The sequence below is a fragment of the Aliidiomarina shirensis genome (assembly GCF_003987345.1).
Taxonomy (GTDB): domain Bacteria; phylum Pseudomonadota; class Gammaproteobacteria; order Enterobacterales; family Alteromonadaceae; genus Aliidiomarina; species Aliidiomarina shirensis.
In genome coordinates this window covers 393,817-417,623 of record NZ_PIPP01000002.1, presented here as the reverse complement: position 1 = coordinate 417,623, position 23,807 = coordinate 393,817, and the positions used below count along the sequence as shown (strand labels likewise).

The following is a 23,807-nucleotide window of genomic DNA, read 5'->3' as shown; positions in this document are numbered from 1 at the left end:
ATTCAACGCGCGTTTCAGTAATCCTTTCTTGGCTCATCTGCAAAACGGCTAGGGCTTTGTCCGAACCTCTTTTTAAAGGCAACGCTGAACGCGCTAGACGATCCATACCCTACCAAAACAGCGATTTCTGAAATAGCCTTATCTTTCTGCAAAAGTTCCTTTGCTAGTTCCATGCGCCAATTAACGATGTAATCCATTGGGGTTATACCTATGGTTTTAGAAAAGCGTTCAAAGAATGCCGATCGCGATAGCGCAGCAATTTTAGCAAGCTTTATAATTGTCCAAGGGTAGGCGATATCATTGTGGAATGCTTTGAGTGCTTGAGCTAATCGCTCATCCCCTAAACCTCTGAGCAGGCCCGGCGGAGCGGTGCCTGTAGTTGTTGACCGCATCGATTCGATTAACAGCATTTCCGCCAACCGAGAAAGTATATATTCGCTGCCGGGGTGTTCGTATATCGATTCATCAGCCACCAATTGCACAAGTTGCGAGAGCCTCTCTGAACCTCGTACATGAATTACGCGGGGAAGCATGGACACCAACAAATCTGGGTTGGTGCAATTAAACTGAAACGAGCCTCCTAACGAGCGCATATCAGCAGGACCTTCTTGCTCACCGTATCGCAATTCTTCTTTCCTACCGGCCACAGTGTTCGGATCAAAGCAAACCGGGGTTGTCTGGGTGAAACTGGAAATCGTAAAACTTGGCGTTGTGGGCAGTAATATAAAATCACCGGCTGTAATGGTCGTTGGTTCTTGCCCTTCGATAGCCAACAGGCAGCTTCCTTCGAGCATGATGCAAAAGCTGGGTAAGCCGAATTCTGAGTAGCGAATGGCCCAATTGCCGCGGCCGCTAATTAAATTAGCTAACAACGCTTGCGGCTGCAGAAACTTTACTACTTCTGATAATGGATCAGACATAATCATACTAACTCTAAAATTATAAGGATTCTAGATTATTTTGCGTCCAGAAAGATTGTCTTATAGTTCACTCCGAGTCAATTACTTATAACGGAGTTACTTATGAACACTGTACTTATCACAGGCTGCTCTTCAGGCTATGGCTTAGAGATTGCGAAATATTTTCTTGCTCAAGGCTGGAAGGTTATCGCCACCATGCGAACGCCTCGACACGATATATTGCCGGAATCTGATCACCTTCAAATCCTTGCGCTCGATGTTACCCAGCCAGATAGTATAGCCCAGGCGTTGAACGCATGCGGCCCTATTGATGTGTTGGTAAACAACGCGGGCATTGGCTTGTTTGGTGCGTTTGAGGCAACACCAATGCGTACGGTGCGGGAAGTATTCGAAACTAATACATTTGGTGTAATGAACATGTGTCATGCGGTGATCCCGCATTTTCGTGCGAAATGTGCCGGAACCATTGTAAATGTCACCTCCAGTACAACATTAGCGCCGTTCCCACTCGTGGCGAGCTACACGGCTAGTAAAACGGCGGTTCAAGGGTTTACGGAATCTCTAGAGCATGAATTAAAGTTTTTAGGTATTCGCGTAAAACTGGTTGAACCCGGTTACGGGCCTTCAACTAATTTTACTGCAAATGGGGAAGAGCGAATGCGCGGGCTAATTCCTGAAGAATACGCTCCTTTTGCGAATGAGGTTTTCAGTGGCATGGGAAGTTTAAGTGCTATTACTACACCAGCCGATGTAGCTGAAGTGGTGTGGCGGGCGGCAAACGATGAATCTGATCAGCTACATTTTCCTGCCGGAGCCGATGCAGTAGCTTTAGCTCAGAGCATGTAGTTATCGGGAACGAGTTATTCAGGCAGCCTCGCTCTTAAGTAGTATTTCAAACCCTGAGAGAGAGGCCGCTCTTAAATATACTGGTGTGTATAATGCACTCACTTCATCAACTCATTAAGCGCCCACGTATCTAAAAACGCAGTAACTTCTGTGATTTTGCCGTCGGCAAAAACTAAATGCCAAGCGTAGCTATTCACGTATTGGCTGCCTTCGTGCGTTTGCGCATAGCCATCCCACAACACTACAACTTGGTTGCCTTGTGCAATAATTTGCTTCACTTCGGGCCGAATGGACGTTGCAAGGCGATTATGAATTGGCTCTACAGCGCTTTCGATTAGTTCTTGTCGTGTGTGATAAACACCCGAAACCGGGCTTGAACCTGCAACTGTCCAAACTGCATCATCTGCCAGTAGCTCAAACACGCTACCACGGCCATCAGCCCAATCGTCAAAAGCTTTCTGAACGAGTGCTGTATTCGTAAATTCAGCTCTATCCTTTGCATTTGTTTCGTCAACTGTAGCCACAGCAGAAAAACTAGCTACAACGAGTAGCCATGAAGTAGCCGCAACTAATTTAATTAAATTCTGAATATTCATTATGCTTCTCCTTACTTAAAACGGGCTGGCGGTTGGGCGAACAATTATTTCGCTAACATCAACATCATTTGGCTGGTCGATGGCGTAACCGATAGCGCGGGCGATTGCGTGCGGTTGAATTGCGATTTGTCGGAATGATTTCATCGCTTCGCGGGCGCTTTCGTCGGAAATTGAATCAGCCAATTCTGATTCAACTACCCCAGGGCTAATTACGGTAACTCTAATCTGATCACTTTCCTGGCGTAGTCCATCGGAAATGGCGCGCACGGCATATTTGGTTGCACAATAAACCGCAGCAGTTGGCGAAACACTATGCCCACCAATAGAGGAAACGTTGATGATTTGGCCACATCCTCTGGCTTCCATATTGGGTAACACAGCGGCGATGCCGTTTAGTACGCCCCGAATATTCACATCAATCATGTGGTTCCATTCATCTACCTTAAGGGCGTTCAAAGGTGATAACGGCATTACGCCCGCATTATTAACGATTACATCTACTGGCCCGTAGGTTGCTTCTGCAAATTCTACAAATTTCTGCATATCGGCTAAATCGGTAACATCTAGTTTTTGGCAGGAAGCTTGGTGCCCTTCAGAGCGAAGCTCATCAACTAAAGCTTCTAACAACTCAGTTCGCCGAGCACCAAGTACTACATAGTGTCCGGCTGCTGCTAAATGCACAGCCACAGCTTTGCCAATTCCGCTACTCGCACCAGTAACTAAAATAACTTTGCGTGATTTTGAATTGCTCATGTTGATTCTCCATTAGTATTCATTGCGGCATAAGGGTAATGACGCTACGAGAACTAGTTTAAGGAGTTGGAAGCTGAAGAATAAGGTGGAATTATATGCTTTGATTGCCTAAAACTATTGAATGGAAGCTGAAAATAGATTTTATATGTTTTAATATGAGCTAATTCTATTTGCCGGTTTTAAGAGAGTGATTTTCAGCAATGATAGCGGGCACACCAAATTCTAATATTCAGCAGGCGCGCCTGGTTGAGCTAATCAAGCACCTAGCTCCTAACGAGGGCTATACGCAATCGATTCTAGACGACGTAACCTTGATGCGCTCGAATCGTTCGCTGGAAATTACACCAGCACTTTATGAACCAAGCATTGTTATTGTTGTGCAGGGGCGAAAACGTGGGTTTCATGGGGGGAAAGTGTATGTATATGATGCGAATCACTACTTGGTGCTTTCTATTCCACTGCCCTTTATTGTGGAAACCGAGGCCAGTGAAACCGAGCCCATGCTTGGGGTTGCCTTGCGCATTGATCAAGCCGCTATTGCAGAGATTGCGGTGGCACTTGATGATGAAAACGCGCAACTAGACGAACCCCCCGTTAGCCTTTATGCAAGCCCGATAAAACCAAAGCTCGCAGATGTAGTTTTAAGGCTACTCGAGGCTTTGGCTGTGCCTGAAGAAGCGAAATTGCTCGGGCCGATGATTATTCGCGAGATATTTTACCGGGTGTTAAAGGGAGAGCAGGGCGCGCAGCTTCGTGCTTCGCTGCAGTTTGGTGGACACTATGGACGAATAGCGCAGGTGTTACGGTTCATTCATAGCAACTATGCGAGTAGCTTAACGGTAGCGATGTTAGCCGACATGGCGCATATGAGTGTTCCGGCATTTCATGTTCACTTTAAGGAGGTTAGCCAAACGTCGCCAAACCAATATATTAAAGCTATACGGCTGCATAACGCGCGTTTGCTGATGATTCGCCACGGCGTAAATGCGGTTACGGCAGCAGATACGGTGGGTTATCAGAGTGCCTCGCAGTTTAGCCGCGAGTTCAAGCGCTTGTTTGGGTACACGCCGAAAGAAGAAGTGCGGCGGCTCAAAAAGGTATTGGCACTCACAGCGCAGTATGATTGCTCTACGACCCCCTCTTAATTACAATGCACTAAATTATTTATGTATAAAGGCTTTTACCATGAGTGTTACTACGGTTCGTTTACAGGCTGAGCAGCTATGAAAAATGCGTTACAAGAGCAACTGCTGAAAGCGGGCTTGGCAGATGAGAAAAAGCTCAAGAAGATGAAAAAAGAGAAGCATTTGCAGCGCAAGCAAGTGGGCAAGAAGCAGAAGATTGTGAATGAAGCTACGCTTTCAGTTGCCGAGCAGCGGCGTGAGCAGGTGGCGCGTGATCAAGAGCTGAATCGCCAGCGCAAAGCCGAAGCGGAAGAAAAAGCGATTGCGGCGCAGGTGCGGCAGTTAATTAACGTGAACCGAATATCTCACCAAGGTGAAGTGGCGTTTAACTTTGCTGATGGTAACTTGGTGAAGCGGTTATATGTGAATCAGAAGATTCATAATGAGCTCACCAAAGGCAAGCTTGCCATTGCTCGCGATAATAATGGTTATGCCCTGATTCCAGCGCAGGTTGCGGATAAAATTCAGCAGCGCATTCCAACGGCAATTGTTTTATTGAATGTGAATGATGTGGTTGAGAATGATGCCGATGAAGAAGATCCGTATGCGGATTACAAAATTCCTGACGATTTGATGTGGTGATTGTTTCACATAAAAAGCGCTTAACCCCGCTAGCAAACGTTAGTTTGCCAACTTCGGCAAGGTTAAGCGCTTAACCAACCCTTAAGCTTTCCCGCGCAACATGCCCCATAGCTTTTTGCGGGCATCTACAACGGCAAGCCCAAGCAATGCGGCGCTTAACCAAATAGCCCCTTCGGTAATCACCGCTGCGGCGGTGAGTGCTACTACTGCAACGGTATTGTTCTCAGTAACAAAGAATGTGGTTCCAAGAATGACCAAACTTACCGCTACAAACGACCAGATTGAGCCTAGTACAACTTTTTTGTTGAGGTTTCGAATGTGTTCCATGAGCGTTTCCTTATAAAGTGATAAACAAGTTCAGCTCTATGAGTCGCTTAAAATAAAAATTCCTTACATAAAATTATTTTGTAAGATTATGGCTTTGCCTTCGACTATAAGTACCGAATATAAATTATGTTGGTAGAACCGAATCTAGGAAAAACAACTTGAGCACATCTCCTTCCTCATCGCTTTCAGAATCGCTGGCGCGTGACAATACAATTCAACAGTATTGGCCACGGATGTTTCGGGCCGCTTCAGGTTATGAAGTTAACCCGGCGCTTCGCGATGAATTGGCGCAAGAAATGGCGTTTGAAGTTTGGCGGGCGCTCGAGAACTTCAACCAGCAATGCGCGTTAAATACTTACATTTACCGAGTGATTCATAACGTAGCCGTTGATCACATACGCCGCTCTAAGCGGCAGTTAGCTACTGTTTCTGATGAAGAGGTGGTTTCCGATGCTTTCAATCCAGAGCAGGGGGTTGTGCAAGCGCAGGAATCGAAGCAGCTGATACGTGCTATTCAACGGTTACCGCTAAGCTTGCGCCAAGTAATGTTGTTGAAACTCGAAGATTTGAGCAACATTGAAATTGCCGAAACCTTGGGGCTTAGCGAATCAAATGTGGGTGTACGGGTAAACCGCGGCAAACAGCAGCTTATTGAGTTGCTTCAAAAGCAGGATAAAAAGTAATGAGTAACGATAATTTCAACGATCTAAGCCAGCTCTGGCAGGCCGAAACGCCGAGTAAAAAGGTGGATATTGCAGCACTACAGCGGCGATACAAAAAACAACGCCGGGTAATGGGTTTCAATCTATTGCTGGAAATCTGTATTTTGTTACTCGTTACTGCGTTCGCGGTTACCACCCTAATACAAAAAAGTGATGTGATCGTGCAAGTGTGGACAATATTCATGGTGGTATGGGGCTGGAGCCTTTTTATTCCCCTTTGTTTCAGCCGCTGGCGCAGCTTTAATCTCATGAAAAGTAAATCGCTTGATGAATCATTGCAGGAGCATATTCAACTAGTGAAGCAAGAAATTTGGCGCTGGCGCCTAAGCTTCTATGCCACGGTATTTGTGGGCATTGTTACACTCGTATATTTAGGTGCTGCACTGGTGTTAAACGGCGTTGGTGGCGCTGGCACCGGATTTTTTCGGGTTGATTTGCTTATTGATCTTGTTTTGATAACCGGTATTACAGGCGCGGCTATTTGGTTTCATCGTTGTAAAAAGGCGAGTGAACAGGTGCTCGAAACGCTGTTGCAATAAATTTAGTAATAAGTTTTGTAAGAAAAAAAGCACCACCACGACTAACCCCTCTGTATTGATATTAAACAGAGGAATTTACAATGAAACACCTTCTATCACTTTCGTTCTGGTGCCTGCTTGGGCAGGCACTTTTTTTCACCCCCGCCACTTTCGCTGAATCGCCGAAGCCATCTTCCATTCTTTACGAGAATGCCAATCTATTGCACACCAGCCGTGGTGAGCAAACGGCTAATGCTTACATGTTAGTTACCGATGGCCGCTTTACCTACGTTGGCACCGAGCGGCCGGATGTATCTGAAGATACCGAGGTTGTTAACCTTGCGGGTGGTTATGTTACGCCTGGGTTTATTGATACCCATGCGCACATAAGCTTGGGGGCTGTATCCTTCACCATTGAGGGCAATAACGTTGAAATGTTCGCCGATAATCAGCTGGAAATTGCAAAGTGGAATGCGCAAAAAATGCTTGAATTTGGGATAACATCGATTCGTAATCCTGGCGGCGATACACGTGCAAATCTGGCGTATAAAAATGCCCAGAAATCAGGCACTGTCATTGGCCCACGCGCATTTGTAGCGGGTTCGATTATCAACACCATTCCTTTCACTGGGTTGGCGGTTGGGGTAGATAACGCGGTTTCAATTCGCGAAGCGGTGGGCTATCAAGCTGAGCAGGGCGTTGATTTTATCAAGCTTTATACCGGCCTAGATGCAGAGCAAATCTCGTTGGCTGCAGCAGAAGCCAAACGTTGGGAGTTGCCGGTAATAGGGCATTTAGAATCAGTGAGTTGGCAGGTGGGCGCAGAACGGGGTGTTAACCATCTTGTGCACGCTATGCCGGTATCGCCCGATTTGCTACCAGCGGAAACTCGTGAAGAGTATCTCGCGCAACTTCGGCCCGGTAATTTCAATTGGTTTGAGTGGTATGCGGCAGCTGACTTTGAAAGTGCGGAAGTTGAATCGATGATTGCTGCGCTGGTGGAGCACAATACCTCGGTTGATCCTACCCTGATTGTTTTTTATAACGCGTTTTATGGCAATCAGCCGGGCGTAACCGAACACCCAGAATTGATGCATGCGCATCCAGAGCTGGTAGAGAATTGGCGCACCTTTTTCCATTTTAATATTGGTTGGGAAGCTAGTGATTTCGATAAGGCGCAACAGGTATGGCCGAATGTTCAGGCTTTTGTGAAGCGTTTGCATGATGAAGGAGTGTTGCTCACTGTGGGCACTGATCTTGGGAACCCATGGGTGATTCCTGGTGTAAGTTATTTTCAGGAAATGGAGCTGCTCGCCGATTCTGGTATTTCTGCGTTTGAAGTGTTGAAACTGGCAACAAGCAATGGTGCCCAAGTGCTTGAACGTGATCACGAGCTAGGGCATTTAGCTGAAGGTTACATTGCGGATTTCGTGGTGTTTTCCGAAAACCCGGCGCAGGATATCAGCAACCTGCACAGTATTCAGAAGGTAATACAGAACGGCACGGTTAACGCGCCCGCTGCAATATCTCCATAGCTACATCTTGCGGCTCAAAACGCACATTGGTTATTGAGCCGCGTTCGCCCTTGTAGTTTTCGAACCACAATTGCAATATTTTCGGAATCGCGGGGTGGGTTTCGGTGAGCACGGCAATATCGGTAACCGCACCGAAAACTGGGTGGTTGGGGTCTACCGCGATAAGCTTATCATCTTGTTCACCATTATCGCGCATGGTCATGACGCCGATAATTCTTACTGCGATGAGTTCGCCTTGTGGTAGTGGTGAGCCTAAAACGAGTACATCGAGAGGGTCGCCATCGCCGCCCTCTGATTTTTCCAGCAATGTATTCGGAATAATGCCGTAGTTTGCTGGATAACCAAGAAACTGAACCCAACGTGGGCTGCCGTCTTGCAGTTCCCACTCTAGCCAATTCTCATTGCTGTGATTTTGTTGCCATTTCTGTTGGCTGCCGCTGGTAATTTCAATCATGGCCAGCACAAGCCCTTCGGCAACTTCGAGCTCTGTATTCGCAATAGGCTGTTGGTTCAAAATACAGCGCCGCAATTCCGCAGCATTGGTATTCAGCAGCGCATAAGCAAGCTTCCCGAGCGCTTGTTCATCGCAAATCAGAGCTTCAAGCTCACGTTCTTCGCCTGAGTTAAATTTGCCCAAGTTAGCGGCCGTTTGTTGCCCTCGGGCACCGCTTTCGTTGATAACAATGCCGCCATCCATACCACCGATGTAACCGGCTAGCTTACTCAACCAACGCATATAATGTTGTATATTTTCCAAGTTTGCTGGCGGTTGCAGCATGTCTTGTTCGCGCAAATGATTTGCCCAATAAAATTCAACGAACGGAACCGCAGGATCTGGCTTGTTCCAGGCTAACCCACGCAAAAAGTACATGGCAGCACGAAAATCATCGTTCGCTAAATTCGCACGGCCAACTGAGGTTGGCAATTGTTGTGGGCTGAGCGGTTCACCTTCTGCGTTTCGCAACCATGTGAGTTGATTCTGCTGCATCCAACGCCAGAATTCGGTTTCGCTAAGCTCCGATTGATTATGGGTAATTACCACGTTCACTTTAAAACCGGCACCGCCTTCAGGCATTTCATAAAAAGTAGAAAATGTATGGTGGCCATCGGTGAGGTAAAGCTGCCCGCCGGGGCCTACCACCGCTGTTTTCATATCATTAAGCTTGGGGGCTTTGCCATCGCGTGTGCAACTGGGTTGCTCAAGGCTGGCCTCGGGTGGTTGCGTTTGGGTAGCGCGGCCTAACCCACGCGCTTCGCAGATATCATCTAATTGTTTTTGTGGTTCGAAACGATAGCGGTTGAGTTTATAAGCCACCTGCGCATGCGCAATTACCCCTTGGGTAGGGTGCAATTCGTTTAGGGCTACTTCCACAATTTGGTTTTTGCGTAGTTGTTCTCGTGCCGGTTCTGCGTGATTTGTGGCTGCCGCTAAAGGTGCAGAGAGCAGGGTTAGCGTTATCAAAAGAGCAGCAAATCGAGTAAAAAGCGGCATAAGAAAATTCCGTAGTGTGGCAGTTTATCCATCGAATATAACAAAGTTTAATGACGATTCGGTGACAAACCTAGCCTTCAAATGTGTTTTGTCATTGAAATGTCGCGTACCTGTAACATGGTTCGCACAAAAGCGTCATGTGAGTGATATACCGTCTAGCGGTCTTTCAAACTATAACTATTTCAAAGGTACTCACAATGTCGCTAAAGCAACGTTTCTCACGAAAAGTTACTGCCCAAGCTGTGCTCTTGGCTTTGGCTCTGCCCATGGCTGGCGTAGTACAAGCTGCTACAACAGTTCAGGGTGAAGTAAAAAATGCCAATGGCCAACCATTGAGTGGTGTGCAAGTTGAGGTTATGGGTACCTCGCGCAGCGTATTCACCGACCAAGATGGCCGTTTTGTGTTACGCCAAGTAGAAGATGGCAACGTTACCTTGCGCTTCCAATATCTTGGTTTACCGAGTGTTGAACAAGCGGTTGAGGTGGCAGGTGAAAGCACGGAAATGCTTGAAATTGTATTGGCACCAGCGTCTGCCAACATTGAACGAATTCAAGTTACCGGTCAGCGTGAAGCGCAAAACCGCGCGTTAAATGCTTACCGCGCTTCTGATGCGGTAGCAAACTTCATCGAAGCCGATGATATGGGCCAATTTGTTGACCAAAACGTGGCAGAATCATTGCAACGCATTCCCGGCGCATCCATTTCTCGTGACCAAGGCGAAGGCCGTTTTGTTAGCGTACGCGGTATCGATGCAGGTTTGAGCACGGTAACGGTAAATGGGATGCGCATTGGTACCCCAGAAAGTGGCTCACGCGCTGTGCCATTAGATGTAATTCCAACAGGTTCGGTAGAGGGCATTTCGGTAGTGAAAGCACCTACGCCAAATATGCCAGGTGATGCGATTGGTGGTTCGGTAGATGTGCGCTCAGCCTCTCCTTTTGATCGTGAAGGCCGCAACATACGCTATCGTGCAGAAGCTTCTTACAATGAGTTAAGCGGCGAAACTAGCCCAAAACTTCAGTTTAATTTTAGCGACGTATTGAATGAACACTTCGGTGTTTCCTTCGGTGTGAACTTCCTCGATCGCAAACTTGAATCAGATAACATCGAAGCTGAATACGATATGGTTGATTTCGGCGATGATGAAGTATTCTCGGTGATTGAAGCGCAGCAGCGTAAATACTACGTGAATCGCGAGCGTTTAGGCACGAACTTGAACTTAGAGTATCGCCCAGATGCGAACACCAAGTTCTTTGCAAATACGGTTTACAGTGTGTTTAAAGATGCAGAAACGCGTCAGCGTAGCATTTACGTATTTGAAGATGGCGATTTAACAGCATTTGATGGTGAGCAAGGTGTTATTTCTGAAATGCCAGAAGATGCGTTCCGCCGCCGTATTCGTTTCCGCACCAAAGAACAAGATACGCTAGCGTTCACAGCTGGTGGTGAGCATACATTTGAAACGTGGGATTTGAGCTACCGCGCGGGTATTTCTACCACGAAAGAGCGGGTTCTCGATGAAAACGAAGGCCGTTACGAGTTTGATCAAGGCGATTTAGATGCTACTTATCGCATTGGTTCAGGTATTCCTACGTTCAGCATATTAAAAGATGGCGTTGCGGATACTACGCATCTTGATAACGCAAACTATGTGCTTGATCGGGCGGTATTAGAGCCTAAAATCATTGATGATAATGAATATAATGTTGGCTTTGATGCAACCTTCCCGTATGCGCTTGATAATCAAGCACTAACCTTGCAAGCCGGGGTAGATTTACGGTGGAAGAACAAAGATGTTGATGTAAATGAAATTGAACTTCGCAACGTACCTGATGCACGCCTTGATGCGCTTACTATAGCTGCGCCAAGTTACGGCTTAGGAAACCTTGGCCAAGGAATTAGTTCAGGTCGATACATTGATTTCTTCAATGCGAACCGTGGCGATTTCAACCTGCGTCCACAAGACGAGCAGGAGGCGATTGAACTGCAAATCGCAGAAGATTTCATCGCTGATGAAGATGTTGCTTCAGGTTACTTGATGGCAACGTGGGATTTAGATCGCACGCGTGTTATCGCTGGTGCTCGGGTTGAGCGCACGAGTTACTCTGCAACAGGTAACCAACTTGAGTTTTTGGAAGATGGTTCCTTACAAGTAAGTGAGCGTTCTGTTTCTTCAGATTACACTAACTTCTTACCGGGCTTGCACGTAGCTTATGAATTAGCCCCTGATATGGTATTGCGCGGTGCTTGGACAAATACCATTGCACGTCCGAGCTTTTCAGATATTTCGCCACGAGCTTCGGTTGACCGTGAAGATAATGAAGTTGATTTGGGCAACCCAGATCTGAAGCCTTACGAAGCGATGAACTTTGATTTGGTTTACGATTGGTACTACAGCGAAGGTAGCGTGTTCTCGGTAGGTGCATTCTACAAGGATATCGATAACTATGTTGTTGAGCTTACTTCGAACAACGTACCTGAGTTTGCGGGCTTTGATGTTACTCGCCCAACCAATAGTACTGAAGCTTCTGTAGCGGGTATGGAGTTGAACTTACAGCACAGCTTTACCGCTGATAATTTGCAAGGGCTCTTGGTGGGTGCGAACTTAACCGTGCTTGATACCAACCTTGAATTATTTGAGCGTGCGGGTGAGAACTTTGCGCTTCCGGATGCTGCGGAATTATCGGGCAACTTGTATGTGGGTTACGAGCGCGAACGCTTTGGTACGCGTGTGAGCCTTTCACACCGCGATAAGATGCTTACTGAAGTGGGTGATGATGCGCGTTACGATATATATGTTACTGACCATACGCAGTTAGATTGGACAGCTTCATATAAGGTGAACAAGCAGGTTGAAATCGTGTTTGAAATAACAAACATCACCGATGAGCCATTAGAACTTTATCAAGGTAGCTCGAACTATACGCTACAATTTGAAGAGTATGGCCGCACCTTTGCGATTGGTTTTAAAGGTCGGTTCTAAACGAGTAAGTTGAACGATGAAGAAAGCTGCCAAATATTGGCAGCTTTTTTTTTGGTGAGTCGAAAGTTGCTTGCTGCCTGCTTTATCGTTGTGTGCTTTGCGCCATTTCTGGTATATGCTTTCGGAAGAATATAAAACATCTTTACTTGCCCATGTTATTTTTTACGTAGGGAAAACGGAACTTTATAATATGCCCGTCAATATAGAAGCGCTTGCCCCGAAACTGATCAACTTGATGCTCGATACAGTTTTTGTTGTGGATTCTGAAAATCATATTGTTTTTGTAAGTGATTCTTGCGAAAAATTACTCGGCTATTCTCCTGCGGAGCTTATCGGTACCGTGATCACCGATTACATGCACCCGGAAGATCTGGCGATATCCAAAGCCTCGATTGAGCGCGTAATGAAAGGCCAGCCGCATATTGATTTTCGCAATCGCTACCTGCGTAAAGATGGCGAAGTTGTTTATATTCTTTGGTCGGCCCGGTGGTATGAAGAAGAGCAAGTACGCATTGGTGTTGCGCGCGATGTAAGTGCGCTTAAGCAGGCAGAAGATGAGCTGCGTTTCCTTGCACATCATGATCCACTCACCGGTTTAACCAACCGTTCGTTATTTAATGATCGGTTGAAATCGGCGTTGAACTCGGCTCGCCGCCATAAATCGCATTTTGCTTTGTTATTCATTGATGTAAATAACTTTAAAAATATTAATGATGAATATGGGCATTCGATGGGAGACCGTGTACTGCGCGCAGTTGCTCAACGCTTGCAAAATCATCTTCGTGAAACCGATACCGTGGCGCGTATGGGAGGCGATGAATTTACGGTGTTGTTAACCGATATCCAATCTGTTGATGCAGTTACCAACGTAGTTCAGCAGATCATGACGGTAATGTCGGAGCCTTTAGGGACTGAGTTTAAAGGGCTCGAGATGCCCTCATGCAGCATTGGTGTGGCCTGCTACCCAGATGATGGTGAAGATATCGATACGCTTTTGAGTGTTGCAGATAGCAACATGTATGATATTAAACGAAGATGTTTAGAAGAAGAACGGCAATAATAGTGTTTGGCGAAAGGGAGCCTTAAATGATTATCAACCTGTTGCTGGTTGCGTTGGGTGTGGTGCTGTTAACTACGGGTGGCGAAGCGTTGATCCGTGGTTCTCTGGCAGCAGCCAATAAAATGGGTGTTTCACCATTGCTGAGCGGCCTACTTATCGTTGGTTTTGGTACTTCGGCCCCTGAGTTAGTGGTTTCCATTGATGCCGCCATGAATGCGCGGCCGGATATTGCTATCGGCAACGTTGTTGGCAGTAATATCAGTAATATCCTTCTGATTCTAGGCTTGTGTGCGGTGATTACGCCTTTGGCCGTAAAGCCTTTAGTGCTGCGGCGGGATGCCGTAACGGTGGTGGCCGCAACCGTGCTATTTTTGGTGTTGGTGGGCGGTAGTGCGTTGGCGCGTATTGATGCTGCTATTTTCTTGGTGACGCTATTTGCTTATCTATTCTGGGCTTACCGCACGGAACGTTTTGGTTCTGCGCCTTCGGCAGAATTACACAAAGCGGAAGCAACAGAAATTACCGCATTGCCGCGCACGGTGTTGTGGATTACTACGGCAGTGGTGTTTGGTTTACTGCTACTAATTGGTGGCTCGCAAGTGCTGCTAAAAGGTGCTGTAGGTATCGCCGAAGCGCTAGGGCTTTCCGAGGCGGTTATCGGCCTCACATTGGTTGCCGTTGGCACCTCTTTACCTGAGCTTTCTATTTCTGTAATTGCGGCATTTCGGCGTCATGCTGATGTAGCGATAGGCAATATTCTGGGTAGTAATATATTTAACTTGTTGGGCATTCTCGGTATTTCGGCGCTTTTACAACCGTTGCCGGTTCACAGCCGGATATTGCAGTTTGATCAGTGGGTCATGCTCGGTGCGGCATTGATTTTAGCGGTGTTTTTATACACGGGTAAGCGGCTAACGCGGTTCGAGGGAGCCTTGCTATTACTCGGCTATGCGGCCTACGTGGGCTTAAGTTTCACTGTGTTTAATGGATGATTCCTTTGAAAAAATTATTAGCAGCCATATTTTTAGTTTTGTTAAGCATTGGGGTTTATCAATCGTATAAGCCGTTACCTGAAGGTTTGGATTACAGCGGTCCGGAGCGCAGCGTTGAGGATGCTGAGTTTTTATCTGATAGCACATACACTGATGCCAATGGCGAACGGGTTATCGAGCAACAAATATTCGATGAAATATTAACCATCATTAGTGATGCGCGGCAGTTTGTGCTCGTTGATATGTTCTTGTTCAATAGCTTTCAGGGGGCATTAGGCGAAACACATCGTTCCCTTTCGTCAGAGCTTACTCAGGCGCTTATTACCCAAAAGCACCAGTATCCAGAGCTTGAGATTTATGTGGTTTCTGATCCATTGAATAGTATCTACGGAGGTTTGCCTTCTGCACACTTTACCGCTTTAGAGGCTGCAGGCATTCACGTAACGCTCACAAAATTACCACGCTTGCGCGATAGTAATCCGATTTACTCTGCGTGGTGGCGCCCATTTGCGCAACCTTTCGGAAATAGCGAAGCAAATACGCTGCCGAATCCCTTTGGCGAAGGACGAGTTTCACTACGTAGCTACCTAGCACTTTTGAATTTTAAAGCGAATCATCGGAAATTGATTATTGCTGATAACAACAATGCGTTATTGGCACTTGTTACTTCAGCAAACCCGCATGATGGTAGCAGTGCACACAGCAATGTTGCCTTGCGGTTTGGCGGCCAAGCAGCATGGGATTTACTGGAATCTGAAATGGCGGTGCTCGCGTTTTCTGATGGCCCAATCATAGAAACGGGTGTAGTACGTTCAGAACTCGAGGCCACTGAAGAAACCGCAGAGAGCGGCTCAATCACACTACAAATAGTGAGCGAGCGTTCGGTAGAGCGGGCACTACTGGAGATTATCAATAAAGCTCAGGCAGGTGATCATATTGATATGGCAGCTTTTTATTTATCGGATCGACAAGTGGTTCGTGCTTTACGACACTCAGTGGCGCGCGGAGTAGCGGTGCGGGTTTTGCTAGACCCCAATAAAGATGCTTTTGGTCGAGAGAAGAATGGTGTGCCGAATCGCCCAGTAGCCCATGAACTTATGAGTGCAGGTGTTCCCGTGCGTTGGTGTGCCACCGAAGGTGAGCAATGCCACTCAAAATGGGTGCTGTATCGTGATAGCCAGGGGCAGGGGGCGATGCTGCTAGGTTCCACAAACTTCACCCGCCGCAATCTACATAATCTCAATCTCGAAACTAGCGTTGTGCTGCGAGGGCCGATGTCGGCAGAGCCTTTAGCAGAAGGTGAACAATGGTTTGATAACCAATGGCACAACGTGGATGGCAACCAGTTTAGCCTTGATTATGCTACCTATGCCGATGATAGCTTGTGGCTACGAACGTTATATCGCGTAATGGAAGCAACCGGCCTGAGTACGTTTTAGCTGCGTTCTTCCGATAACCACAATCGAATGGCAGCGCGTTGCTAAACGCGCAATTATTTTGCCTTCCTGCTATAATCGCCGCGTTTTTAGTTGCTGAATGAGAGCTGTATTCATGACCAACGTTGCAAAAATGAAAGTGGTTGCACAAACCCGTTTACCCACCCAATTTGCCGAGTTTACTTTGGTAGGTTTTGAAGATCCGAAAGGTAAAGAGCACGTTGCTTTAACCTTAGGAGATATCACTACTGATGAACCGGTATTAGCACGGGTGCATTCTGAGTGCTTAACGGGCGATGCGTTGTTTAGCCAGCGTTGTGATTGTGGCCCACAGCTTGAAGCGGCCATGCGTAAAATAGCGCAAGAAGGGCGCGGCGTAATTATCTATTTACGTCAAGAAGGCCGAGGAATTGGCTTATTAAATAAAATTCGAGCCTATGCTGAGCAAGATAAAGGCTTAGATACCGTGGAAGCGAACGAAATTTTGGGATTTGTAGCGGATGCGCGGGAATATGATATTGCCGCCGGTATGCTTGCTGAATTGCAGGTGAAATCGATTCAGTTAATGACGAATAACCCGAAGAAAATAGAAAAGCTTACCGAGTGTGGAGTGAAAGTGGTGGAACGTATTCCTCACCGCACGGAAGGAACGCCACACAATGAGTATTATTTAGCCACAAAAACCAAAAAATTCGGCCACCTGCTGTAATTTGCGACCAACACGCAGTTAGCCGTGCGTGAGAACTTTGCCAAAGGTTCGTGAAAGCCTTAAACTGATTATGTTGTAACACTCTTATTACATAATTCAGGTGGACACAAAATGAAGAAGGTAACTTTGGTAGCCGCAAGCATTGCAATGGCATTAGGCCTAGCTGCTTGCTCACCAGCAGAGCAAACTCAAAATAACACCCAACAAAGCCAGCAAAGCGAACAAGCAGAACAGCAGCTTACTTCAGGTTTATTCTTGCAAGATTTCGATATGGACGTGCGTCCGCAAGACGATCTGTTCATGTTTGTAAATGGTACTTGGTACAATAACACTGAAATTCCTTCAGATCGTTCCACCTATGGTGCGTTCAATATGTTGGCCGAAGAGAATGAAATTCGGTTACGTAGCATTATTGAAGATGCAGCAGCCACTTCCGCCGCACCGGGTTCAAACGAACAAAAAATTGGCGATTTCTTTGCCAGCTTCATGGATGAAGATCGCATTGAAGAGCTCGGTATCACTCCTGTGCAGCCGATGCTTAACCGTATCGCGGGCATTGAAAGCCACGCAGACCTAACCACTACGATGGCCGATATGCGCCGTAGCGGTTTAGGCGGTCCATTCAGTTTCTATATTTCAACAGATGCTAAGAACCCGGAAATCTATGCATTGCACATGAGCCAAGCTGGTTTAGGTTTGCCAGATCGCGATTACTATTTCCGTGATAGCGATGATTTCGAGAACATTCGTCAGAAATATGTGCAATACCTTAGCGATATGCTAACGGCCGCAGGCCATACTGATGCTGAAGCAGCCGCACAACGCATTTACGATCTTGAATACACACTTGCCGGCCATCACTGGACCCGTGCAGAGATTCGTGATGCAGAAGCACGCTACAACAAAATGACCATCGATGAAGTACGCGATCTTATGGGCAGCATTGATTATGATGCGATGGCCGAAGTAGCAGGCATCGATCACGCTGAATACGTAATTGTAAATACGCCTTCTTACATCGAAGCGTTAGGCGAGTTATATGCCGATACGGATCTGCAAACTTGGAAAGATTACCTTCAAGTTCGCTTAATGAGCTCGTTCGCATCACGCCTACACAAAGAAGTAGCGGATATCCAATTTGATTTCTACTCAACTACCCTAAGCGGTACGCCAGAGCAGCAAGAGCGTTGGAAACGTGGTGTTCAAGCAACTAATGGCGCACTCGGCGAAGTGCTAGGCCAAGAATACGTGGCACGTCATTTCCCACCTGCAGCCAAAGAGCGCATGGGTGAGCTGATCGATAACTTATTAGAAGCGATGGAAGAATCTATCGAAGATCTTGAGTGGATGACAGCAGACACCAAAGAAAAAGCACTCGACAAGCTCAACAACTTCACGCCGAAAATTGGTTACCCAGATGAGTGGAAAGATTACTCTGCACTCGAAGTAGCAGCCGATGATCTAATTGGTAACACGATTCGCGTAGCGCAATTTGGTTACGACGAAAACATCGCTGACTTAGGCCAACCAGTAGATCGCACCCGTTGGGGCATGACGCCACAAACGGTAAACGCTTACTACAGCCCAACCGCTAACGAAATCGTTTTCCCAGCCGGTATCTTGCAGCCTCCATTCTTTGATATGAATGCAGAAGACGCAGTAAACTACGGCGGCATCGGTGCCGTAATCGGCCACGAAATCGGCCACGGATTCGATGACCAAGGTTCACGTTACGACGGCGGCGGCAACTTAGCCAACTGGTGGACAGAACAAGACCGCGAGCAATTTGATCAAAAAGCCGACGTGCTCGTTGACCAATACTCGCAGTTTGAGCCACTCCCAGGCATGAACGTTGATGGCCGCGTATCACTTGGCGAAAACATCGGCGATCACGTAGGCCTATTAAGTGCATACCGTGCTTACCAGAAATCGTTAGACGGCGAACCATCACCAGTAATGGACGGCTTCACCGGCGAACAGCGTTTCTTCATCAGCTGGGCGCAAATCTGGAAAATTAAGTTCCGCGAAGACGCCATGCGCGCACAGCTAGCCCGTGGCCCGCATTCACCAGGCAAATACCGCGCCCTAGGTGCTCCACGTAACATCCCAGGCTTCTATGAAGCGTTTGATGTGCAAGAGGGTGATGGGATGTATTTGCCTCCAGAAGAGCGTGTAATCCTTTGGTAGGAGGCTTGTCCGGCATCACATCTAGCTGCGTTGCGGGCCTTACTCGCTCGGTTACGCACTAGATGTGCGCGCCCTCACTCGGTGCGGCCTGCGCCTTGCTATATGCGCGCCGGCCATCGCTTAGTGTGGGCTAGCCCCGATTCTGGTTGCGCCTCTGGTTTAGAGGTTAAGTGTAAATAAAAAGTCAGCGCTTGCGCTGGCTTTTTTATTGGGTGAAAAGTGGCGGCTCTTTGGGGCGAAGTTAAAGCAAAGCTCGATGCATAACAGGAATGGCGTTCGGGGGTGAGGTTCTAGCGCTGCAGGGTGTCTGCCGCAGGGATGCGGCAGCCAAGCCTACATGGAAGTACTTGCGGCGTCCCGGCAGTGTTAGAACCTCACCCCCGAAGCAAGCTATTCCAGCAAGCAATAAAAAAGGCTCCCGAAGGAGCCTTTTTAGTGCAAGGAGGCGATTAGCCTTCCATTGCGCGATCAATCATCATGCGTAAGTAATCGTAGTGCGCAGTAGCCGCGAAATCAGAGCGACGCGGAGCACGCATAGCTTTGATACGGTTAAGCTGCGCAGTAGCCGCTACTTTACTCATGTTATCGTAGCTCGCGCTACCTTCGATACCTGCAACAGCTAACAAACGCGTTACGTATTCTATTTGCAGATTCTTCGCTGTAGTAGAAAGCGCTTTATCTGTTTGGAATACCGCATCAGTAAGATCACCCATTACTTCATGTAACGGATACTCATTACCGTAGCGCGTTGAATCAGTAACACGTTGAAGAACCGCAGGGTGCAATAAGTGATTGAACGTATTGCGTTGCATGTTCAGAACCATTTCATGGAACTTCGGATCTTCGTTACGGCCAGAATGGCTAAAGCCACGGCGCTGATTTTGCATGTAGGCCAATACTGGCTCCATGTTGCTCAACACGTCAGGCGCGTAAACGTGATCTTTCAGCGCTTGAATAGCCGCCTTTTGACGCTCACGTGATACCGGAGTGAACGGCTTCACATCGTCGGCTTGGCCAACAATTGCACGCTCAACATAAACACCACCGATTTGACGCGTAATCACACCCGCTTGGCTAGCATACTGACCGAACAAACGGCTCGCAGAAGTAGCTGTGCGCTGATGCGATTCGCCGGCAACCAATGAACGCTCAAGCAAGTTTTCCAGGGTATCATTTACCACTGCAAAACGGCCTACAGCATAAGCCACTGGATTCGATGACATATCACCAATCATTACCTGTGGATCAATGTGGCGGCCAGGCGCACGCATGTCATCAGCATCGTTACCGAAGGCTAAGCCATGTTCGTGTGAACGGCTCAAGATAGCTTCTAAACGCGCTTCTTCAGCTTCCGCATCGTCAAGACCTTGTGAGTAACCATACTCGATAGCCCACTCATCGTAAGGACCAACCACGTATTGATAGTAATCACCTTGGGAAACACCTGGCGGTGCAATGTTCACTGGTGCGTAATCCATTACAGAGCCGGTTAACACACCTTTAGTTAACGAGGCATCATGAACTTCGTTCTCATCCCAAAGGATAGACGCTTTCATGTTGTGGTTTAAGCCTAACGTGTGGCCAACTTCGTGCAAGATTACGTGAATCATACCTTGGCGAAGCAATTCGTTATCTTCGATAGATTCAGTGCCTAATAAATCAGCCATCGCGCTACCCGCGATAAGATTCTGATGAATTAAATGACCTTGGCTGCAATATAAATCTTGTTCTTCATAACCATGTTCGCTATCGCCGTGTAGTTGATCTTCTAACCAACGGTTGGTCATGTACACGTATTCCATCATGATATCAGCACCAATTAACTCACCCGTTAATGGGTTTGCTAACGATGGGCCGTAACCACCAAATGGAGGACGCGGAGAAGAAGTCCAACGCACAACGTTATAGTTGATATCGCCAGCATCCCATTCGGCGTCGTCAGGCTGAACGCGAACTTCAATAGCATTTAAGAAACCAGCGGCTTCAAATGCTTTGTTCCACGCTAAAATACCTTCCGCAACCACATCGCGCCATTCTACTGGCGTGGTGTTCTCAATCCACCAAACGATAGGTTCTACCGGCTCAGAAAGTTCAGCTGAAGGGTCTTTTTTCACTAAGTTCCAACGATTGATGTAATCGTTGAATGGTGCCCAATCCGCCGTTGTCATATCGGTGAACTGCTGACCGAAATAGCCAACACGTGCATCATCACGACGTGGTTGGAAATCGTTGTCTGGCATTTCAATGAACGAGTGTTGTAGCTTGATTGAAATTGAGCGAGGGTCCGTTACGCCGCCACCGCCCCAAACTACTGGGTTCGGGTTGTTGAACACGTAATCAACCACGATATCCATATTATCTTCGTATGCACGTTGATTTAGGATGCGTGATTGGCTTTTGCTCAAGTTACCTAATGAAAAAGAAGGGCCTTGATTACCTGGGCGTGCCCACGGTGCTACACGGTGAAGTGCTTCGCTGATGAAAAGTTCATCGGCGTCTAACAAGATACGGCCTTCGCTTTCTTCTTTGATTTTTAAGCTGGCAACAGTAGATTCACTAATGTTGGCATCTTTAGCACGGTGAAGTGCGCTATCTTCATCGAAGTGGAAGTTATTGTTCAGAATAACCACATCAATACGATCAAAATAACGGCGGAATTCAATAAGTTTGGTATCGCGGTAGTTGCCCCGGAAGTGGCCGGCTTCAACTACACCATCTACGGTTGTTGCAAAGTAGATGAAAGGTTGGTCTAACTGGTCGGCAGATAAAGAGAACTGCATTGCGCCAGTTTCTTCGTCTTGATAAAAGTTAAATAAACCTTCCGCTTTGTTGAGATCTTTTACAATTTCACTATACGTTTTCGGTTCTTCTGCCTTTTCTGCTTCAGCTTCGGTTGGCTCCTCGGCATAGGCGAAAGGCGAAAGCAGAATGGCAGCCAAACTGCTCGCGATCAGTGTTTTTTTCATGATTATTAGTTCCCTGATGAATTAACACTCTGATTCTATCCATTCTTGGCGCAAATGAAAAAACCGAAAACGTAAAAAAATGTGTATTTGCGATAAGCAGGGCGGTTTCGCCTACAAGTAACAGGTAAATGAATGCGAAATCGAATTATTTAAACCTGTTCGCAAGCGCGTTACACTAACTTCATGATTTCACTTCGGCATATGCAACGGGATATTCTTGCCGCTATTCGGTATCACCGAAGGCCGTTGCTCGCCTTTCATTTGTACTTCGCATTATTGTCGGTGCTCCTCCTCGCTCCTTTTAGTGCGTGGCTTCTAGCGGCACTGGTGCATTTGAGTGGTAGCGGTATGATCGGGAATGAAGAGCTGGTGCTGTTCGCTCTCAACCCGGTAGGTGTGTTGTGGCTCTTGATATCGCTTACTTTGGCGGCGATGTTTATCTTCGTTCAGCATGCTGGAATGATGCTTATTGCTACGCGCGATGCCAGTGGGAAATTTCATACCGCAGCCGGTGCGCTATGGTGTGTGGCAAAACGCCTCGGCTTTTTGCTGAAATTATCCGGCCTACAGGTAGCTGTGCATTTATTGTTGTTAGCGCCCATGGTTTTACTGGTGGCGTGGTCGTTTCAACAATTGCTTGCCGATTACGATATTTATTATGTATTAACCGCTTATCCATCTGAATTTTGGCAGTTCCTCGCTATTTTGGCATTCGCTTCGGTAGGAGTGGTTGCAGTGAATGGTAGCCTTTACTTGCGTTGGGTGTTGGCGTTGCCTGCAATGCTTATCGAAGATTTGAAGCCTATCGCAGCGTTAAAGCGCAGTGCCGAACTCACCTTTGGTGCACGGCGAAAAATTGCGATGACGGTGCTTACCATTGCCGGTGCAGTGGCCATGATCCCATTTGCGGTTTCGCTGTTTTTCGATGCGTTAGGCTGGGGAATTTTTCAGGTGTTGCCGGAGCAGCACGTGGTTGTGTTAACGGTGTTGGCCGCCTTGCTATTTGGCTATGCGCTATTGAATCTGATTGCCGGTTTCTTTGGGGTAAGCGTAAATAGTTTGCTCATTCTTAAGCTCTACCACCGCCGGTGCCAACGTAAACGTGGCGTAACCATTGATAACGAACCTCGGCATGTGGGCTATTTTGCGATTGGTATTGAAGCAGTGTTGGTTATTTTTGCAGTAGTGCAAGTGGCCATTGCATTGCAAGTATTCGCGCCACGCGATGAAGTAATGAATATTGCGCATCGAGGTAATTCTTGGAATGCCCCAGAGAATACATTGGTTGCGATTGAGCGCGCAATAAATGAAGGTGCGAACTATATTGAAGTAGATGTTCGGCACACTGCTGATGGCTCGTTAGTACTTTTACATGATCGTGATTTGCTGCGAATTGCAGGCGATAGCCGCGCGATTTGGGATGTGCATAGCCGTGAGCTTGAGAACATTGATGCAGGCGGCTGGTTTGCGAGTGATTTTCGTGGTGAGCGTATTCCAACATTAGCGCAAGCCGTTGAACTTGTGCGGGGAAGGGCGGGTCTGTATATAGAGATTAAAGGCGCGCCGCAGATGCCGGAATTAGTTGCGAAAACGCTCGCCGAACTGGAAGCATTGGACTTTCTTGAGGAATCGGTGATCGCGTCGCTATCGGCGCATGATTTGTTGCAAGCGCAAGAAATCCATCCAGACATACGCACCAGCTTGTTAGTGCACACTTCGGTTGGGCGGGTTGAAGGGCAACCGTTTACCGCGTTAGCACTAAGAGATGCGTTGGTAACACCGAGCCGATTGAGTAGCGTGCGCCGTTACGGCCACGAACTGCATGTTTGGACGTTGAACGATGCTGCAAGTATGGCGCGAATGGTGGATTTAGGCGTTGATGGCATTATTACCGATAGACCTGACGTATTAGCGGCGGTATTAGCGGAGCGCGCAGAAATGAATGCGCTCGAACGTTGGCTATATCGTTTTAAGCACTGGATTTGGTAGCCCGTGAAG

Annotated in this window: 19 protein-coding genes; 13 read left to right on the top strand and 6 right to left on the bottom strand. The window is 47.3% G+C overall.

The genetic code is table 11. The features are described from left to right. Positions 1-14: 14 nt before the first annotated feature. Positions 15-920: an AraC family transcriptional regulator gene (locus CWE13_RS05970; protein WP_126806817.1), complete on the bottom strand. Its 906-nt coding sequence runs from the start codon at positions 918-920 to the stop codon at positions 15-17. 102 nt (positions 921-1,022) lie between these two features. On the opposite strand from CWE13_RS05970, the gene CWE13_RS05965 reads away from it, so the two are divergent. Beyond that, positions 1,023-1,766, top strand: a complete 744-nt coding sequence (locus CWE13_RS05965; protein ID WP_126806815.1) for an SDR family oxidoreductase — start codon at positions 1,023-1,025, stop codon at positions 1,764-1,766. 98 nt (positions 1,767-1,864) lie between these two features. On the opposite strand, the gene CWE13_RS05960 is transcribed toward CWE13_RS05965, so the two are convergent. After that, complete coding sequence (locus tag CWE13_RS05960) at positions 1,865-2,362, bottom strand: nuclear transport factor 2 family protein (protein ID WP_126806813.1); 498 nt, start codon at positions 2,360-2,362, stop codon at positions 1,865-1,867. A 15-nt stretch (positions 2,363-2,377) separates the two neighbouring features. Then, a complete protein-coding gene (locus tag CWE13_RS05955) occupies positions 2,378-3,115 on the bottom strand; it encodes an SDR family oxidoreductase (protein WP_126806811.1) in 738 nt (245 codons plus the stop codon). Positions 3,116-3,315: 200 nt separating this feature from the next. On the opposite strand from CWE13_RS05955, the gene CWE13_RS05950 reads away from it, so the two are divergent. Both CWE13_RS05950 and CWE13_RS05945 read left to right on the top strand, forming a co-directional pair. After that, positions 3,316-4,260: an AraC family transcriptional regulator gene (locus tag CWE13_RS05950; protein ID WP_198677901.1), complete on the top strand. Its 945-nt coding sequence runs from the start codon at positions 3,316-3,318 to the stop codon at positions 4,258-4,260. 78 nt (positions 4,261-4,338) lie between these two features. Continuing rightward, positions 4,339-4,881 carry a DUF2058 domain-containing protein gene (locus CWE13_RS05945; protein WP_126806809.1) on the top strand — a complete coding sequence of 181 codons (543 nt, stop codon included), beginning with the start codon at positions 4,339-4,341 and terminating at the stop codon, positions 4,879-4,881. 81 nt (positions 4,882-4,962) lie between these two features. On the opposite strand, the gene CWE13_RS05940 is transcribed toward CWE13_RS05945, so the two are convergent. After that, positions 4,963-5,208, bottom strand: coding sequence for a hypothetical protein (locus CWE13_RS05940; RefSeq protein ID WP_126806807.1), 246 nt, complete (start codon positions 5,206-5,208; stop codon positions 4,963-4,965). A gap of 158 nt (positions 5,209-5,366) precedes the next feature. Here CWE13_RS05940 and CWE13_RS05935 point away from each other — a divergent pair, with 158 nt between their 5' ends. From CWE13_RS05935 to CWE13_RS05925, 3 genes are all read left to right on the top strand, one after another. Next, positions 5,367-5,891: an RNA polymerase sigma factor gene (locus tag CWE13_RS05935; RefSeq protein ID WP_126806805.1), complete on the top strand. Its 525-nt coding sequence runs from the start codon at positions 5,367-5,369 to the stop codon at positions 5,889-5,891. Continuing rightward, the gene (locus CWE13_RS05930) at positions 5,891-6,469 is read left to right on the top strand and encodes a hypothetical protein (RefSeq protein WP_126806803.1); all 579 of its coding nucleotides are present in this window, start codon (positions 5,891-5,893) and stop codon (positions 6,467-6,469) included. Before CWE13_RS05935 ends, CWE13_RS05930 begins: the two co-directional genes overlap by 1 nt. Positions 6,470-6,549: 80 nt before the next feature. Then, complete coding sequence (locus CWE13_RS05925) at positions 6,550-7,983, top strand: amidohydrolase family protein (RefSeq protein ID WP_126806801.1); 1,434 nt, start codon at positions 6,550-6,552, stop codon at positions 7,981-7,983. On the opposite strand, the gene CWE13_RS05920 is transcribed toward CWE13_RS05925, so the two are convergent. Next, a complete protein-coding gene (locus tag CWE13_RS05920; RefSeq protein WP_126806799.1) occupies positions 7,955-9,475 on the bottom strand; it encodes a ParB-like protein in 1,521 nt (506 codons plus the stop codon). The two genes, CWE13_RS05925 and CWE13_RS05920, sit on opposite strands and share 29 nt — an antisense overlap. 197 nt (positions 9,476-9,672) lie before the next feature. On the opposite strand from CWE13_RS05920, the gene CWE13_RS05915 reads away from it, so the two are divergent. The 6 genes from CWE13_RS05915 to CWE13_RS05890 all read left to right on the top strand — a co-directional run bounded on the left by CWE13_RS05915 (position 9,673) and on the right by CWE13_RS05890 (position 18,843). Then, positions 9,673-12,459 (top strand): TonB-dependent receptor, encoded by a 2,787-nt coding sequence (locus CWE13_RS05915; RefSeq protein WP_126806797.1) that lies wholly within the window; start codon positions 9,673-9,675, stop codon positions 12,457-12,459. Between the two features lie 190 nt (positions 12,460-12,649). Then, positions 12,650-13,519: a GGDEF domain-containing protein gene (locus CWE13_RS05910; protein ID WP_126806795.1), complete on the top strand. Its 870-nt coding sequence runs from the start codon at positions 12,650-12,652 to the stop codon at positions 13,517-13,519. Between the two features lie 26 nt (positions 13,520-13,545). Next, positions 13,546-14,511: a calcium/sodium antiporter gene (locus CWE13_RS05905; RefSeq protein WP_126806793.1), complete on the top strand. Its 966-nt coding sequence runs from the start codon at positions 13,546-13,548 to the stop codon at positions 14,509-14,511. A gap of 5 nt (positions 14,512-14,516) precedes the next feature. Then, positions 14,517-15,950, top strand: a complete 1,434-nt coding sequence (locus CWE13_RS05900) for a phospholipase D-like domain-containing protein (RefSeq protein WP_126806791.1) — start codon at positions 14,517-14,519, stop codon at positions 15,948-15,950. A gap of 112 nt (positions 15,951-16,062) precedes the next feature. After that, entirely contained in the window at positions 16,063-16,656 is a 594-nt protein-coding gene (ribA, locus tag CWE13_RS05895; protein ID WP_126806789.1) for a GTP cyclohydrolase II, read from the top strand. Between the two features lie 111 nt (positions 16,657-16,767). Then, positions 16,768-18,843 carry a M13 family metallopeptidase gene (locus tag CWE13_RS05890; protein ID WP_126806788.1) on the top strand — a complete coding sequence of 692 codons (2,076 nt, stop codon included), beginning with the start codon at positions 16,768-16,770 and terminating at the stop codon, positions 18,841-18,843. Between the two features lie 449 nt (positions 18,844-19,292). On the opposite strand, the gene CWE13_RS05885 is transcribed toward CWE13_RS05890, so the two are convergent. After that, positions 19,293-21,809 (bottom strand): zinc-dependent metalloprotease, encoded by a 2,517-nt coding sequence (locus CWE13_RS05885; protein ID WP_126806786.1) that lies wholly within the window; start codon positions 21,807-21,809, stop codon positions 19,293-19,295. Between the two features lie 183 nt (positions 21,810-21,992). Between CWE13_RS05885 and CWE13_RS05880 the strand changes: the two genes are divergently transcribed. Beyond that, positions 21,993-23,798, top strand: a complete 1,806-nt coding sequence (locus CWE13_RS05880) for a glycerophosphodiester phosphodiesterase family protein (protein ID WP_126806784.1) — start codon at positions 21,993-21,995, stop codon at positions 23,796-23,798. Positions 23,799-23,807 lie beyond the last annotated feature (9 nt).

Bases quoted from the DNA above. Each gene is read 5' to 3' on its own strand.
- CWE13_RS05925 (WP_126806801.1), top strand. From the start codon at position 6,550: ATGAAACACCTTCTATCACTTTCGTTCTGGTGCCTGCTTGGGCAGGCA.
- CWE13_RS05920 (WP_126806799.1), bottom strand. From the start codon at position 9,475: ATGCCGCTTTTTACTCGATTTGCTGCTCTTTTGATAACGCTAACCCTG.
- CWE13_RS05880 (WP_126806784.1), top strand. From the start codon at position 21,993: ATGATTTCACTTCGGCATATGCAACGGGATATTCTTGCCGCTATTCGG.
- CWE13_RS05965 (WP_126806815.1), top strand. From the start codon at position 1,023: ATGAACACTGTACTTATCACAGGCTGCTCTTCAGGCTATGGCTTAGAG.
- CWE13_RS05910 (WP_126806795.1), top strand. From the start codon at position 12,650: ATGCCCGTCAATATAGAAGCGCTTGCCCCGAAACTGATCAACTTGATG.
- CWE13_RS05890 (WP_126806788.1), top strand. From the start codon at position 16,768: ATGAAGAAGGTAACTTTGGTAGCCGCAAGCATTGCAATGGCATTAGGC.
- CWE13_RS05970 (WP_126806817.1), bottom strand. From the start codon at position 920: ATGTCTGATCCATTATCAGAAGTAGTAAAGTTTCTGCAGCCGCAAGCG.
- ribA (WP_126806789.1), top strand. From the start codon at position 16,063: ATGACCAACGTTGCAAAAATGAAAGTGGTTGCACAAACCCGTTTACCC.
- CWE13_RS05955 (WP_126806811.1), bottom strand. From the start codon at position 3,115: ATGAGCAATTCAAAATCACGCAAAGTTATTTTAGTTACTGGTGCGAGT.
- CWE13_RS05905 (WP_126806793.1), top strand. From the start codon at position 13,546: ATGATTATCAACCTGTTGCTGGTTGCGTTGGGTGTGGTGCTGTTAACT.
- CWE13_RS05915 (WP_126806797.1), top strand. From the start codon at position 9,673: ATGTCGCTAAAGCAACGTTTCTCACGAAAAGTTACTGCCCAAGCTGTG.
- CWE13_RS05930 (WP_126806803.1), top strand. From the start codon at position 5,891: ATGAGTAACGATAATTTCAACGATCTAAGCCAGCTCTGGCAGGCCGAA.
- CWE13_RS05945 (WP_126806809.1), top strand. From the start codon at position 4,339: ATGAAAAATGCGTTACAAGAGCAACTGCTGAAAGCGGGCTTGGCAGAT.
- CWE13_RS05885 (WP_126806786.1), bottom strand. From the start codon at position 21,809: ATGAAAAAAACACTGATCGCGAGCAGTTTGGCTGCCATTCTGCTTTCG.
- CWE13_RS05950 (WP_198677901.1), top strand. From the start codon at position 3,316: ATGATAGCGGGCACACCAAATTCTAATATTCAGCAGGCGCGCCTGGTT.
- CWE13_RS05960 (WP_126806813.1), bottom strand. From the start codon at position 2,362: ATGAATATTCAGAATTTAATTAAATTAGTTGCGGCTACTTCATGGCTA.
- CWE13_RS05940 (WP_126806807.1), bottom strand. From the start codon at position 5,208: ATGGAACACATTCGAAACCTCAACAAAAAAGTTGTACTAGGCTCAATC.